Annotated in this window: 17 protein-coding genes and 2 pseudogenes; 13 read left to right on the forward strand and 6 right to left on the reverse strand. The window is 50.3% G+C overall.

Going from position 1 to position 14,398, the window contains the following annotated elements:
- Both HPY90_RS12770 and HPY90_RS12775 read left to right on the forward strand, forming a co-directional pair.
- Positions 1-808, forward strand: an 808-nt coding sequence (locus HPY90_RS12770; protein WP_502707213.1) for a cupredoxin domain-containing protein, incomplete at its 5' end; no start/stop codon positions are given.
- Between the two features lie 318 nt (positions 809-1,126).
- Positions 1,127-2,776, forward strand: a complete 1,650-nt coding sequence (locus HPY90_RS12775; protein ID WP_287195018.1) for an IS1634 family transposase — start codon at positions 1,127-1,129, stop codon at positions 2,774-2,776.
- 90 nt (positions 2,777-2,866) lie between these two features.
- On the opposite strand, the gene HPY90_RS12780 is transcribed toward HPY90_RS12775, so the two are convergent.
- Together HPY90_RS12780 and HPY90_RS12785 are read right to left on the reverse strand one after the other, a co-directional pair.
- Positions 2,867-3,178 carry a hypothetical protein gene (locus tag HPY90_RS12780; RefSeq protein ID WP_287195020.1) on the reverse strand — a complete coding sequence of 104 codons (312 nt, stop codon included), beginning with the start codon at positions 3,176-3,178 and terminating at the stop codon, positions 2,867-2,869.
- Positions 3,179-3,356: 178 nt separating this feature from the next.
- Entirely contained in the window at positions 3,357-4,142 is a 786-nt protein-coding gene (locus HPY90_RS12785) for a copper amine oxidase N-terminal domain-containing protein (RefSeq protein ID WP_287195021.1), read from the reverse strand.
- A gap of 168 nt (positions 4,143-4,310) precedes the next feature.
- On the opposite strand from HPY90_RS12785, the gene HPY90_RS16185 reads away from it, so the two are divergent.
- From HPY90_RS16185 to HPY90_RS12800, 3 genes are all read left to right on the forward strand, one after another.
- On the forward strand, positions 4,311-4,496 hold the full coding sequence (locus HPY90_RS16185) for a hypothetical protein (RefSeq protein WP_353733667.1): 186 nt from the start codon (positions 4,311-4,313) through the stop codon (positions 4,494-4,496).
- Between the two features lie 700 nt (positions 4,497-5,196).
- Positions 5,197-5,460 carry a hypothetical protein gene (locus HPY90_RS12795; protein WP_287195025.1) on the forward strand — a complete coding sequence of 88 codons (264 nt, stop codon included), beginning with the start codon at positions 5,197-5,199 and terminating at the stop codon, positions 5,458-5,460.
- Complete coding sequence (locus tag HPY90_RS12800) at positions 5,450-6,136, forward strand: nucleotidyl transferase AbiEii/AbiGii toxin family protein (protein ID WP_287195027.1); 687 nt, start codon at positions 5,450-5,452, stop codon at positions 6,134-6,136. The genes HPY90_RS12795 and HPY90_RS12800 overlap by 11 nt, the downstream gene beginning before the upstream one ends.
- Before the next feature lie 478 nt (positions 6,137-6,614).
- Here HPY90_RS12800 and HPY90_RS12805 read toward each other — a convergent pair.
- From HPY90_RS12805 to HPY90_RS16190, 3 genes and pseudogenes are all read right to left on the reverse strand, one after another.
- Positions 6,615-7,403, reverse strand: a pseudogene (locus HPY90_RS12805) (IS4 family transposase); the annotation flags it as partial.
- Between the two features lie 125 nt (positions 7,404-7,528).
- On the reverse strand, positions 7,529-7,756 hold the full coding sequence (locus tag HPY90_RS12810) for a hypothetical protein (RefSeq protein ID WP_287195029.1): 228 nt from the start codon (positions 7,754-7,756) through the stop codon (positions 7,529-7,531).
- Positions 7,757-7,938: 182 nt separating this feature from the next.
- Complete coding sequence (locus HPY90_RS16190) at positions 7,939-8,049, reverse strand: transposase (protein WP_353733666.1); 111 nt, start codon at positions 8,047-8,049, stop codon at positions 7,939-7,941.
- Positions 8,050-9,147: 1,098 nt separating this feature from the next.
- Here HPY90_RS16190 and HPY90_RS12815 point away from each other — a divergent pair.
- The 8 genes and pseudogenes from HPY90_RS12815 to HPY90_RS12845 all read left to right on the forward strand — a co-directional run bounded on the left by HPY90_RS12815 (position 9,148) and on the right by HPY90_RS12845 (position 13,653).
- A complete protein-coding gene (locus HPY90_RS12815; RefSeq protein ID WP_287195030.1) occupies positions 9,148-9,426 on the forward strand; it encodes a hypothetical protein in 279 nt (92 codons plus the stop codon).
- An 83-nt stretch (positions 9,427-9,509) separates the two neighbouring features.
- A pseudogene (locus HPY90_RS16195) lies at positions 9,510-9,765 on the forward strand (DUF5320 domain-containing protein).
- Between the two features lie 129 nt (positions 9,766-9,894).
- Positions 9,895-10,161 carry an FmdB family zinc ribbon protein gene (locus HPY90_RS12825; protein ID WP_287195032.1) on the forward strand — a complete coding sequence of 89 codons (267 nt, stop codon included), beginning with the start codon at positions 9,895-9,897 and terminating at the stop codon, positions 10,159-10,161.
- Positions 10,162-10,164: 3 nt separating this feature from the next.
- The gene (locus tag HPY90_RS12830) at positions 10,165-11,043 is read left to right on the forward strand and encodes a radical SAM protein (protein WP_287195034.1); all 879 of its coding nucleotides are present in this window, start codon (positions 10,165-10,167) and stop codon (positions 11,041-11,043) included.
- 212 nt (positions 11,044-11,255) lie between these two features.
- Positions 11,256-11,603 (forward strand): iron-sulfur cluster assembly scaffold protein, encoded by a 348-nt coding sequence (locus tag HPY90_RS16200; RefSeq protein ID WP_353733668.1) that lies wholly within the window; start codon positions 11,256-11,258, stop codon positions 11,601-11,603.
- 113 nt (positions 11,604-11,716) lie between these two features.
- On the forward strand, positions 11,717-12,898 hold the full coding sequence (locus HPY90_RS12835; protein ID WP_287195036.1) for a radical SAM/SPASM domain-containing protein: 1,182 nt from the start codon (positions 11,717-11,719) through the stop codon (positions 12,896-12,898).
- Entirely contained in the window at positions 12,843-13,145 is a 303-nt protein-coding gene (locus HPY90_RS12840) for a hypothetical protein (RefSeq protein WP_287195038.1), read from the forward strand. Before HPY90_RS12835 ends, HPY90_RS12840 begins: the two co-directional genes overlap by 56 nt.
- Before the next feature lie 103 nt (positions 13,146-13,248).
- Positions 13,249-13,653: a pyridoxamine 5'-phosphate oxidase family protein gene (locus HPY90_RS12845; protein WP_287195040.1), complete on the forward strand. Its 405-nt coding sequence runs from the start codon at positions 13,249-13,251 to the stop codon at positions 13,651-13,653.
- 29 nt (positions 13,654-13,682) lie between these two features.
- On the opposite strand, the gene HPY90_RS12850 is transcribed toward HPY90_RS12845, so the two are convergent.
- Complete coding sequence (locus HPY90_RS12850; protein ID WP_287195042.1) at positions 13,683-13,970, reverse strand: hypothetical protein; 288 nt, start codon at positions 13,968-13,970, stop codon at positions 13,683-13,685.
- Positions 13,971-14,398 lie beyond the last annotated feature (428 nt).

Here is a 14,398-nt window from a genome sequence, read left to right on the forward strand (position 1 = left end):
CCCAACCACCTTGCCGGAAAACCTGGTACCCGATTTCGGCTACAGCATCCCTGATGGTTATGATGCTTATGTCAGGGTATCTACAGGAAGAAAGAAGCACTCAAAAACGCCTTTCTTTGGGGACTCCGAACATGAGGATTATGAATACCTAGACGATGCCGAATCTGCCGAAACCCTTCATCAGAATAAGATACGGCCTCCAGATAAATTCCTGCTTCGCCTGATTAACGTGGGGTATCAACCCGTACCTTTCCATACGCACGGGTGGATGGGCCTGATCGTCGGGAAAGATACCCACCCAAGGGTAGCTGATATGAATAATCCGGCTCACGAAATGAATTTTACTACTCTTGTCGGTTCCGGCGAGAGCTACGACGTCCTTTACACTGCCGACGATAAGCGGAGCACCTATGCTGATTACATTTTCTGCGGCAAGGCGGGTTTTCCGTCGCTGAAACAGCAGGTTGCCAGCGCCACAGAACGCTCAAAAGAAGCCGGCACCTTTATACCGCCTTCCCCCGGCGCAAGAGATCTGTGGACGGAGATCATCTTGCAAACAGGGCTGGGGCGCGGCTCTTTTATATCTCCGTATAACTGGGCCGCCTGGAACTATGGTTCGGCTGCGGCGGACAACTTTTTCTTCCCGCAGTTTTACATCGCCCATAATCATGATGATTACAAGGTCACCAATAATGGTGTCTATCCGGGCGGGCAGTTGATGATCATCGAAACCGATTTTCCCGGATCTGACTATAAGGCGGACCCACCTGCCATAACCGAACCGCCCCATACATGTCCTCAGGATTGAAGCAGGGAACGGTTCGTGTTCTGGTTCCATGTTTATGGGCAGCGGTTGACAGATGCTAAAGGGGGCGCCGCATGGCGCCCTTTATTGTGCGCCGGCATGGGCGCTGTCTATAGGTGAAAGTCCTGAACGGTGAAGGTAACAGTAGTCCTGAGTTTATCAGTTGCCCTCCAAATTTGCCGCTTTCAAAAGTGAAAAATGGCTTCAACGGCATTTCTGGCGATGCCGATATGAAAATCTGCAAAAAGTGTAGTGGCAAACTTTTTTTAATAAATGCTGACGATACTTGCAATAAGCCCCATGACATGGTATAATACAGGCATGTTCCTGAAGATTACTAAATCAAACAACTACCAATATGTCCAGCTGGTCAGGTCCTACCGGGAAAACGGCAGCACCAAACACGAAGTCCTGCTCAACCTGGGCAGGCTCGACATGATCGAGAACAATCCCAGCATCCAGCGCCTCGCCCTGCGCCTGCAGGTACTCTCCAAAGCAAAGCAAAAGCAAACACTTGACCTGAGCAACGCATCAGAGGCCGAGATCTTAAACTGGGGTTACCTCGTCTACCAAAAAATATGGAAGGAGTTTAATTTGCACGAATTCCTGCCGTCCCTTACGGCAGGCACCAAGGTCCAGTTCAGCCTGAACGATGCCTGCTTCCTGATGGCCGTTCAGCACCTGTTGGACCCCATGAGCAAGCTGAGCACCTTCAACAACCAGCAGAGGTACGTGAACATGCCGGAGCTATCCTTAAACCACCTCTACCGCTCCCTGGATCTCCTTTGCGAAAACAAAGAGAGACTGGAAGAGATGCTCTTTTATAAGAACAGGAACCTCTTCAACATGCAGGTGGACGTGGTTCTGTACGATGTCACCACCTTCTCCTTTGAGAGCGTCAAGCCTGACAGTCTGCGGGACTTCGGCTTCAGCAAGAACGGCAAGTTCAACGAAGTGCAGGTAGTGATGGGACTTTTGCTCGACTGCGAAGGGAGACCCATCGGCTACGACCTCTTTCCGGGGAACACCTTTGACGGCAATACCCTGGAGAAAGCCCTGGAAAAGCTGCAAGAGAGGTTCCACATCCGCAAGGTGATCATCGTCGCCGACAGAGGTATCAACAGCAGGCTCAACCTCAAAAAAATCCTGGACAAAGGCTACAGCTACATCTTTGCCTCCCGCTTGAAAAGAATGAAGAAAAGCGTGCAAAAGGAGATCTTCTCACCTGAAGGCTATCAGGAGATCATATCCTCTGACTCAACGGATCCGGAAGACAGGATACGCTACAAAATCATCGACTACACCAACAGCTTTAAAGACGAAGACGGCCAAGTTTACAACCTGGAAGAGAACCTGATCATCACCTATTCCGAAAAAAGGGCCCGGAAAGACAGGGCAGACCGGGAAAGACTGATCGAAAAGGCCAAAACCCTGCTTGCCGACAAATCGCGGATCAAATCCAGCAACAAGCGGGGCGGCAAGAGATTTCTCAAAGAAATCGGCGCAGACTCCGACTGGGTTCTGGATGAGGAAGCCATTAAACGGGACGAGCAGTTCGACGGTTACTACGGCATCCAGACCAGTGAGAAAAACCTGAGCGCGGAAGAGGTTTTGAGCGCCTACCACAACCTCTGGAAGATCGAAGAGTCCTTCCGCATCATGAAGTCCACCCTCGAGGTGCAGCCGGTCTTCCACTGGACGGAGCCGCGGATCAAAGGGCACTTTGTAGTTTGCTTCCTGGCCTTCCTCCTTGCCCGCACCCTGGAGCTCAGGCTTCAAAATGCCGGAATCAAGGCTTCTCCGGAAAAGATCCGGGAGGCGATCAATTCCATGAACTTCGCCAAAGTCGAGATTGACGGCAGGGGTTACTACATTAAAACCAAAGGAGTTGATTTGAGCAATAAGATACTGCGCCTGCTGCGCATGAAACAACCGAACAATGTGATTGCTGCTGACGATTTCCAGGATTAAGTAAAGTAGTGGCAAAATGCGCGCTTTTTAAAAAACTTTTTCAGGTTTCATGCGGGTTTGAGTAAGGTCATCTGATAAACTCAGGATTCATTATACATGTACCATAGGCAGTTCTTTGGTTAATGTCCAATTTTCCCCATCCTCTGATACAAAAAATTGGTATGAACTTGTTGCTATAAAGCGGTTATTTTCAAAAATAACGTTACCGATCCCTGAAAAAGGCGTAAACCAATACCAATTTTTTGGGGCCGATTCGTCAATTGGTACACCTGTAACCACATGTTTTATATCTATCACTTCCCATGTTAGAGCATCTTTTGAAATACATATCAATGGAGCATAATCGACGCTCCCAACTGCGATATATCTTTTTCCATCATAAGCAAAATCAGCGAACTCCACTTCATCCTGATGGTCTTTGCTAAATACATATCTGTCTGCGCCAGTTATAATAATATCTCTCTTCGTCCATGTTACTCCGTCAGGTGATGTCCATATAGTCTTATTTTGACCCAAGGCTATGAATTGACCATTAATAAATTCCTAATAAATTCCAGATTATATATCCCTTCTGCCGTCTTCATGGCAAAATTCCATGACATTCCATCAGATGAAGTATATATTTTATACCATTGGAACCTAGATCAGGGCTCCAGTTTGCGATTAACACAAAGACACCATTACCATAGGCTATCTCATCCAATGAATAGTAACCCCTCTTATTAAGAAAAGGATAGAATATTTTCCATTTCCCTAAAGTCTTATCAGTAACTTCACTCCCTATAAACTTTTCTGCACCTTCACCAATATAGACTGAATTGGTCTTCCTATCCCAACCAACCAATTCACCCAAACTCTCGGAAATAAATCTTACTGGCACCATTGTTCTATTATTATCTGTAATAATAGGGCTGGTATCCATATATTTCTCCTTGCCGTTTATAGTTATTTTCTTTTCATTAATAGTTAAGGAGATTTCCTTGTCTCCCTTTTTAATTAATACTGTTTGAGTTTTATCATCCCATATTACATCTGCACCTAAAGCCTCAGTTACAAATCTAACAGGAACCAAAGTTCTGTTATTATCATCAATAAACGGTTTTTGGTCAGGGAAGTCAACTGGCTTATTGTTGACATATACTGTCAAATCTTGTCCGTAGGCAACTGCCGGCAATAATAACAGAAAAAAAGTGAGAACCAAAATCCTGATTTCAACTCCGTAGCTGTAAAATAAGTGTAGGTAACCACCAAGCAATTCCAGGGAGATAATTCCAGGGGAAAAAGAGGGATTTTCCCCTTGAGAAAAGAAGAAAACCTCCATTGCAATCCAGCCAAAACCACAAAGGAGGTTTCTTCTGATGAACACTGCCCCCTCCCTCCAGACAGCCGGCGGCCATCTGAAAGAAAGCCCCTGGCTGCAGGAAAAGAAGGCGCGTACCCTGATTAAAAGTGTACTCGCCGGCGAGATGGAACACTGATCATCACAGAACCCAATGAAGCCAGAAAAGAAAAACTAAAAGCCTTTCAGAGCCTCATCAACAGCGTCTGGGAGGGAATCACCGACTGGCGGGAGCGCGCCCTTCCCTGTCCTTCCCCGGCCCGGGGCCTGGGAGTGATCGAACCAAACGTCGGGCACACCATTGCCCGGCGCTTCAAACACCTGGGGGCCTCCTGGTCGGTAAGCGGAGCAGATCACCTCGCCCACATCCGCTGCGCATAGACGCGGTGATCTTAGCAGAATGCTCAACCTCCCCGGGCCGCCTCTCTCCCCGGGAAAAGAGCCGGTGCCCGTTCAAAACAGCTACTGGGCCAGGAGACAAACGGACGGCCTGGGCAAAAAAGATCCCGCGGACTGGCTCCGGGCATCTCTCCCGGCAGCCTATGGACCCGACCAGAGAACCCGGGAGCTGGCCCTTTTGATCAGCCGGCTCACTTTAGACTGGCTTTTCTGAGGCACATTTCCGGCAGCCCCTGGATGTTCCCTTTGGGCATCCATTGCTGCGGAAAGCAGGTCCTCTATGCAAGGCATAACAGGAGAAGCGGCAGATGTGCCGCACTGAAGGACGCGTTTCCCTGGTGGGCATGCTTCGTCAGACCATCCATGGGTACAACCAGGGTTTTTAATCTTCATGGTTCATGCTTCGGTTTAAAAAATCTAATCTGGCTGGGTCGCCTTGGGGGTTACGGGGAACAACCTACTTTTACTTGACAGCATCTCCAACGACCCTTTGTTTGACTGGGCGCCCCGGTTCAATTAGAATGAATGTAAGGAGTCTACCGCTTCAAAACCTTCGAGGGAGCGAATGCTTGGAGAGACCGGATGATGCTGGGGGAAAGGCCTACAGCAGAACAGAGTAATCCCGTAAAAAGAATAACCGGAAAGATAAAGAAGGTATTCAGGCTGTGAGGAAGGTGCGAAAGTGATTGAGACTACTATCAACGCCCAAACAATTAACTACCTGAAAGAGGAAGAGCTTGCCCGGATGCTGAAAAACACGGAGTTTGACGAAAAGTACATTGTCCAGATCTTCAACTTTTTCACCGACGTCCCCCTGCAGGATATCGCGAGATTTACGATGCGATACCAGATTTCGGATGGAGCGCTCCTGAGATACTACGAAACTTTCGTCAAAGAGCTCTACCCCAACCCGGAACTGGAGGAGATGCTGGCGGATGTGGGATGACCTGTTCAGGAAGGCGCTCCGCGTTCTCGATGTTTCGGGTATTCCCGAAAGCGAATGGGCGTTTGGGGGCGGCACTGCCCTTGCTTTCCGCTTCCAGCACAGGGAAAGCAAAGACGTTGACATTTTTCTGACTGACGCTCAGTACCTCACGCTTCTTACGCCACGCCTGAACAGAGCCGTTTCGAGTATGACTGACGATTATACCGAAGGCTCCAGCTTTCTCAAGCTGAAATTTCCCGAAGGGGAAGTGGACTTCATCATTGCCCCCCGCCTGACGCGGGACTGCTGCGAAATCAGGGAGATTGCCGGGAGAAGTGTTTGGGTCGAGACCCCCGAAGAAATCGTCATGAAAAAGCTTTTCTACAGGGCGGAAACTCTCAAGGTGAGAGATGTAGTAGACGTTGCAGTAGTGTACAAAGAGAGAAAAGAGCACCTGTTGAAACATGCTTCCCTGCTTGTGCCCAGGCTCGGGAGCATAAAGCGCAGATGGGAGAGGCTGCAAAAGGGCTTTTCCCGGGAAGCTTCCGGGCTGAAAATCTTGGATTCCGGATTGGCGGAAAGGGCGCCCGTTCTCTTTGACGCCTTTCTGCGAGAAGTCGAAAGGCGTTCCGGTGTTGCAACCGAGAAAAACCAGAATGCGGTTTCCGTGCAAAGGAACCCAAGGCCAAAACTCTAGTTAACTGCAACAGGTTTATGGCAGTTGCGCGCTCGAGGACAGGCTGTATGTTTCCGCCCTTTTCGAGGAAGCATGGGAAAAAGCCGAAGAAATCATTCGGTTCATGAAGCCAGCTTTGAGGATGAACATCTCTGGAGATGACGTAAGAGCTGTATTTGAGAGTCTGTGTGGTACATGCAGGCTGGAGGACCCGGGTCCCCGAGGACTCAGGTTCTAAGCGTGGCCCCAGAAAAGCTTGTGCTTGAGACGAAACGGGAGGGACAGGAATGGGCAAGTACGATCCCTTTCAGACCCTCCAGATATTCAACGTCGTCTTTATCTGAGCTATCCCCGCTTTTTTAGCCCGTCCCGCCTAAGAGATCCGCCACGTGCCTGAAAACTAAGGACTTTAAAGAGGGTAGTTTCCCCCAAAACTTTCGTTTCCAGAAACAGAAGATATAGAAGCCTACCCGGAAAGAAGCAAGGGTGCACCTCTTTTTTAGTGTTCGCCATAAGCCTTCAGTGGAGCCCTTCTTTCTCGGCCCAGAGGCCGATTACTGTGAGAAGAAAATAGGCATAGGCCGAGGAGAAGAAGACGGTTGTAACGCCCCGGCGAAGAGAGCTCAAGGCCCCGCAGCTTAAAGCCATTACGCTCATTCTTGAGGTCCTTGAAAAACTCATCTACTTCCATGCGGCATCCATACCAGGCGACAATTTTGGAAAGAGGCTCGTCCTTCACATTTGTCGCCAGGAGCCAGGGTTCTTTTTGTTTTACATCAAAACAGACGACAATCCGGACTGGCCATTTTGCTGCTTTGTGGTATCTTGTAATCCCCAGGTCTCTTTTTGTGCCCCGGGGGATCTTCAAGGTCCCCAGTGTCCCTTTGAAGCTTTCAGATTCCACCCACACCTTTGTCTGGGTCCGAACCACGAACTTAAACTTGAGTCTCTCCAGGTGCTGGAAGAACGTCACCCTGGCAAAGCCCCGGTCGGCAAGGATGACCACCTTGCAGTCCCGGGGGAGGATTTTCCTTAAAGCAGAGACGAAGTTTTCCTCGATTCTATTCTGGTTCAGGGTGAGCTTTGCCTTTGGGACAACACGCCAGAAAACAGGTAGCGCTCTTCCCTTGGTGATAATTCCAGCTACAAGTGCTTGGTGCTTTCCGTCACGAAGATCGGTCCAGTCTAGTGCCACAAGAGCGAGCTTCCTCGGGCCGATTATCGTTCGGGCGAGCACCTTTGCAAGCTGCTCCAGTGGGATGCGTTCGTTTCCCAAGAAACGGTTGCTTCTCTGCTGTTCTTGAAGGCAGCGCCCTGCCCAAAGGGGCGACTCCCAGCCTCTGGACGCGCATCAAAGCAAAGACTAGGAGGGCTATTGTTTTGATTTGGGTCTTGTGGAATCTACCGAGCCACCTATGAAAAAGCGCAAGCGCGTTCTTCTGCCGCTACAGGCAATGGTAGCGCATCTAGGACCAACCGCCTCACCTCACGCGCCAAATCGGACGCTTGCGCCACCGGATAAGGTGCTGCGCGCCGCTCCATCCGCCGCTCCTTGGCCTGCGTCCGGAGAGGGTCGGCGGTCCGGTACGGCTCACCCCGAGTCAGGAGAGTCCAGATGAGGGTCAGCAGCTTCCTGGCCACTGCCACGATGGCCACCTTGTAGCCCTTGCGAGTCCAAGGCGGCTGAAAAACGCCTGCAGGGGACCGGGCACCCGCACGGCCCCGTGGGCGAATCTAGACCAGGATCCAGCGCAAGACGCTGCGGCCGGCCCTGGTGATGTGGCCGGTGTAGCGCCGCTTTCCGGAGGCATATACCTGCGGTACTAGATCGCGTAGCTGGCCAGCTTCTTCGGGGAGGAAAAGCGCCGCACATCCCCAATTTCGGCCAGGATGGTCATGATGCTCACCACATTCAGCCCCGGGACGCCGAGCAAGAGCCGGGCTCCGGTATGGTCCTAGCTTGGGCGCAGAGTTCCCCCTCCAGGGCCCTGAGCTCCTTGTCCAGGGCATCGATGAGCCCGAGGGCCGACTGGAAAAATGTTTCGTTTCCCCTTGAGGCAGGGTCAAGGTCTCGAGGAACCTCCGGCCCTTTCGACCGAAGAGGTCGCTTGCTGGACTTTGGTAGCCGTTGCGTGCTAGCACCGCATGAACGATGTTCTTCAAGCGGGTCTTGAGCTGCATCAGGCGGGTGCGGTACTGGAGCAGTACTCGCAGCTGGCGCTGCTCGGGAGTTGGCACCCAGACCTCGGGGATGAAATCGGCACCCAAAAGGCGAACCAGGGTTTCCTGCAGTCAGCCGGTCGGTTTTGATGCGCGCCTCGGCGATGGCGCATCAAAGCGCAGGGGGTTGGCAAGCAGGACTTGGCCCACGTGCGGCGAAACCAGATCGTAAATCCACGAGGCGTTTCCCGTGGCTTTCATCACCAGGCGCGCGTCAGGGCCGAGCTGCCTGGCGAATGCCGCGGTAACCCACAGCGGGTAGTGGCCACACGGAAGCGCCTTATCTTTCCGCCGGGCAGCAGCTCGGCTCCCTCGCAATAGCGCTGGTGCACGTCCAGGACAATGCAGCGCATAAACACACCTCCTTGGGGATCACGGGTGCGGCCAAGGCCGTGCGACACTCACCTATCCGGGCTTAAAACACCTTTTCCCACCTGGGCGGGTCGTAGGGCAGCCAAACATGATAACGGGCTCTGAGTCCCATGGCTCGACCCGGCTGCCCCGCCGCACCCCTTCGGTCTTGTCCGCCCTTTGATCCCTGTATTCGAGGCGCTCGCGCTTTTATCATGCCAACATGATATAAAGAATCTGACAAAGCTGTTTGGTTTCACTGAGGATCCCCCCGTTTCTGGAAGTGTGGTCTAGAGTAAAATTCGCGGGGGAATCCTCATTTTTCTCCCTCTTTCTCCTGATTTCTTCCGTTCGTTTCTGCCAAAAAGCGGGGATCACTCAGCGTCTTTATCGAATGGAGAATATCACGAAAGGCGAGATAATACGGCTAAGAAAGATGGAGCTAGAGGGAGCTTAGTGAGATGCTTACAGGTAACAAATCTTACCGGGGAATTTTACACGCAAAATCGGACTTGACCTATGTCCAAAACAACGGCTACATTATAAATGGGCATATGCCCATAACGATTCCTGGGAGGGAGGCGCAAACATATGCCGTGGTGGGGCTTCGGCAGAAGGTTTGGTTTTGGCCGTGGTTGGGGTCGGAGATGGATGTATTACGCAACCGGCCTGCCCGGCTGGGCACGTTTTGGCTATCCTGGCTGGGTAGCGCCTCTATACCGGCCATGGCCATGGGTTAATTTTTATCCTGTAATCTTGTAATTGCAAGGGGGTGTAATATATGCCTAGAGGAGACGGAACTGGTCCTATGGGTCTTGGCCCGATGACAGGAAGGGCGGCCGGATACTGTGCCAGATTTCCCGTCCCCGGTTTCATGAACCCCTACGGATTCGGTAGGGGATGGGGATTTGGACGTGGTTGGAACTGGCAATGGGCTTCCTTTTTACCGGCGCCCCTTTTATACGGCTAGTCCCGAGCAGGAAGCAGCATTCTTGAAGAGTCAAGCAGAAATCCTAAAGGAAGGTCTCAAGAGCATCGAAAAGCGCCTGAAGGAGCTAGGTAAACCAGGAGAAGAGTGATATGTAGCACAGGCACGTGCGGAGAGCTGCACGTGTCTCTTTCTTTGCCTCATTGCAGCATATTTTCTAACTGGCATTTTTGATTAAAGTAAGGAAGCCAATTTTTTAGAATTAGAAGGGTGGCGCCTTATGCCAACATATGAATATGAATGCGAGAAATGCGGCATCCGGTTTGAGCGGTGGCAGGCCGTGACAGAAGCACCGATCACGGAATGCCCGGAATGCCGGGGGAAGGTACGCAGATTGGTCAGCGGCGGTGCCGGTTTTATATTCAAGGGGTCCCGCCATGACCGATCCGGTCATGGCGGGGGCGGATGTTCACTGGAACAAATCGGGAGAACCTGCTGCGGTCGAGCCGAGCGCTGCGGCAAACCATCGTGCGAAGGAGAATCATGAATCATGAAAGCAGTCGGCTTTAAACACATCTATGGTCCTGTTCTCTCACGGCGTTTAGGCCGATCGCTGGGGATTGATCTGGTGCCGTTCAAGACCTGCACCTACGATTGTGTGTATTGCCAGCTGGGGCGTACCACGGACAAGACTATCAAGCGAAAGGAATATGTTGCAGTCGATGCGGTTCTGTCGGAATTAGAACGGAAGCTGGCCACCGGAGATATTCCTGACTACATCAGCTTGGCAGGGTCTGGGGAGCCGACGCTGAATACCTGCATCGGAGAACTGATTGACAAGATCAAAAGCCTGACGGATGTTCCTTTGGCTGTTCTCACCAATGGCTCGCTACTCTGGATGAAAGAAGTTCAAGAGGCCTTGATGGCTGCCGACCTCGTTCTTCCCTCCCTGGACGCTGGAGATGAGTATCTGTTTCAATGCGTTAACCGTCCGCATAAGGATATCTCGTTTGAGTACATGGTTAATGGCCTCGCCGAATTCACCAAACGCTTTTCGGGAGAGGTCTGGTTGGAGGTCTTTCTGCTTGCCGGAGTCACGGGAATCCCTTCCGAGATGAAGAAAATCGCTGCTCTTATAAAGAAAATCGGCCCCGCTCGGGTTCAGCTTAACACAGTGTCCCGGCCACCTGCGGAGGAGTTTGCCCTTCCAATCCCTCCGGAGCGAATGTACGCCCTGAAGGAGTTCATCCCTGGAGAGGTGGACATCATCAGCGAGAACAAGGAGGATAAAGTTCACATTTTTGCGTCCTATGAAGCTAATGAGGCAGATATCCTGGCATTGCTGAGCAGGCGTCCGTGCACAGCCGAAGATATTGCAGGAGGTCTTGGTATCCATATAACAGAAGCGATCAACACCTCGAAGCACTGACCGCATCCGGTAAGGCAACTACACTCGTCGTGGAAAGGCAAAATTATTACACGCTGGCAGGCTCAGAATAGGCTTTATTTCATTTCAAGGGAGACAGGTGAAGATGAGTTTCGAGAAGGAGACAGAGGAAGTAAAGGAACAGTTGCGGAAAACTGGCTATTCAGAGCAGGTGATCGAAAACTGGTTGCATCCAAGAAACCTGAAAGAAATGGATAAAAAATGAATGCAACGGCGATTCTGGCTGGTATACCGGTCCATGTGGAGATTCTATACGAATATTCTTAAAGGTTAAAGACGGCTTTATTCAGCAGGCATCTTTTCTCAGCGATATCTGCATCGGAACGGTAGCCTGCGGGAATATGGTTACGGAAATGGTACGAGGAAAGGGAATAAGGGAAGCATTAAGTCTAGAGCCGGTAGACGTTATTAAAGAGTTGGGAGGGTTACCTAAACAATACGAACATTGCGCGAAATTGGCGGTAATTGCACTAAAAAAGGCACTTGCCGATTATGAAAAGTACCGCCGAGCGCCTTGGAAGAGATTCTACGAAAGCAACTAACCATCTGTTTTGGAGCATAGAGAGGAAGTCGCAATTGAAGAACTATTTTGAAGATGTTGGCTAAAAAGCATCTCTCTTTAAAATTTTTTGGTTTTTGGTCTGCGGGGGTGAAAGTGATATCTAAGCGCCTGAATCTTGATTATGCCAAAAAGATCCTGGGTGAAAAGCTGATTGAGCAGGTCTTGAGTTATATTGAAGGCAATCCAGAAACCAACATTCCCCGTTTTCTCCACCTGATTGAGCTTATTGCCCGGGCTCCTGGGCACAAGGAATCAGTTCAAAATGTCCAACAGGTTTATAAAAATGACCCAGTAATGAGAGAATACTTGAACAGGCTGTTTTCGGAGATCGACCATGGGGTCCGCAAGAAACTGGTCTGCAACACCATCCTCAATGCCATTCTTCTTGGGAGACCGCGTCAGATTCAGGTTGAACAGGAAGAAGGCATCCATGTTCCTTTTACTTTCCTGATTGACCCTACGAGCGCCTGTAACCTCAAATGTATTGGCTGTTGGGCAGGAGAATACAGAAAACATGATCAACTGGAGCCAGAGCTCCTCGACCGGATCTTCTGCGAAGCCAAAGAATTAGGGATCTATGCTGTGGTGATGTCAGGTGGAGAGCCCTTCATGTATCCTTATCTTTTTGATATCGCTGAAAAGCATAATGACATGGTGTTCATGATCTACACCAATGGCACCAGGATCAATGAACAAGTCGCAGACCGGCTTCGGGAACTGGGCAATATCTCCCCAGCAATCAGTATTCAGGGTTGGGAAGAGCGTACCGATCACCGCCGGGGCAAAGGGGTGTTTCGGCGGATCACCCAGGCAATGGACTACCTTAAAGAACGGGGAGTTTTGTGTGGTGCCTCCATCACCATCACCAGAGAGAATGTTGAGGAAGTTGCCAGTGACGAGTTTATTGATTTTCTAATTAAAAAAGTAATTAAAAAAGGCGTCAAGTATGTCTGGACTTTCCATTACATTCCTATAGGTAGTGAGCCTAACTTAGACTTAATGGTGCTTCCTGAGCAAAGGGCATGGCTGGTGAACCGGATAGTTCAGTTACGCAGTGAAAAGCCAATTGCTATTATCGATTTCTGGAACGATGGTGCCCTCATTGGAGGGTGTATCGCCGGGGGAAGGTGCTACTTCCACATCAATGCCAGGGGTGATGTGGAACCCTGTGCCTTTGCTCATTTCGCCGTTGACAACATCAAGGAAAAGAGCTTGAAGGATGTTCTCCAGTCACCCCCTCTTCAGGGCTTACCAGAAGCGTCAGCCGTTTTCTGATAACCTGCTGCGGCCCTGCCCGATCATCGATGTCCCTGAGGCCCTGCGGGAGATTGTTAGAGAAAGTGGCGCCTGTCCTACCCACAAAGGGGCAGAGACCGTCCTCATGGGAGAAATCGGTGCTTATCTCGACCAGCGGGCAATGAGGTGGAAGACCATCTCTGATGAGCTATGGTTACAGCGCCAGAAAGAAGAGGCAGCAGGCCCCTACCGGAGGTCAATGGTTGAAACAGGAATTATTGGCTAAGTATCAAAGTATTTCCAAAGGTTGCATCTGCAGTGGTCGCAATAACCTGCTGCCGAATGGTGTTTCAGTTACCACAAAAAATCTGGAAAGGAGGTGAACTCAAGTGCCTAAAATTACTGAGGAAATGAAAGAAACAGCGTCAAAAACCAAGGGATGGTCCCTGGCAACCGCAACCAAAGATGGAATACCGAACGTTGTTGCCGTCGCCTTTGGCAAAGTAATCTCTGAAAGTCAGATTTTACTCATGGACGTTTTTATGAACAAGACCAGGGCAAATATTGAAGCCAACCCCAATGTGGCAGTTGCCGTATGGGACATGGAAACACTCAAAGGCTACCAGTTTAAAGGGACAGCCCACTTTGAGACGTCCGGTAAGATTTTTGATGAAGGAGTCCAGATGGTAAAATCGATGATGCCGCAGCTTACCCCCAAAGCAGCATTGATCGTTGAGGTAAAGCAGATTTACAATCTCACCCCGGGCCCTGAGGCAGGCAAGGAAATAGCGTGAAGAAAGTCGGGCCTCATGATAGGCAGTGTCTATATGATTAGCGGGGCAGGATAGTGAAGCCAGAAATGGATTGCTGGCAGCATTACGCTGCAGCCGCCTGTTCCAATAATTCCACCCAGCAGACCTGCAATTAAGCCAACGATAACCAGCAGGGTACCGCTTGTGCCGGTAATTGAGGGGGCGCCCTTAGGAACAGCAATACCGGAATAAAATGCCCAGACGGCAACCGCAATGATGATCGCCAACAATACTATCGTTGGGACGTAACTTCTAAAGGCAACGCCTGCTCCTTTTTCCTTGGCTTGTTCAGTCATCATAATTCCTCCCCTATTATTTTTTATTTTTATGACATGTTTTTCTTTCTTTTAAGTTACCATGCCGCTTACACTCCCTATACCTCATTTTTTAAGACCTCCTCACTCTTCCTGCCGTCAGCTCAGCTGGCCCCGTCTGGCAGAGCGATCTGTTTGATTAAAAAGCCGTCCCTACACCTAAAATGTTAAAAATGCCCCCGCGGTGCCTCGCATTAACATTAAATTCGATAAAAATGAAATGAGATAAAGAATAAGAAATTACAATTGCCGGAACTTCTTAGATTATACTTTATTAATTATATTTTCTCCTGCAACCTCTATCTTCCCTTTCCCCGGGCAAGAAGCTAAGCTATTAACCAATAGCTAACCAATGGCTCTCCAATTGTTTACCTCTCCGGCTCTGGCGGCGGGAGCTGAAGTAAAAAAGTTTT

It is taken from the genome of Syntrophothermus sp., from assembly GCF_013314835.1.
Taxonomy (GTDB): domain Bacteria; phylum Bacillota; class Syntrophomonadia; order Syntrophomonadales; family Syntrophothermaceae; genus Syntrophothermus; species Syntrophothermus lipocalidus.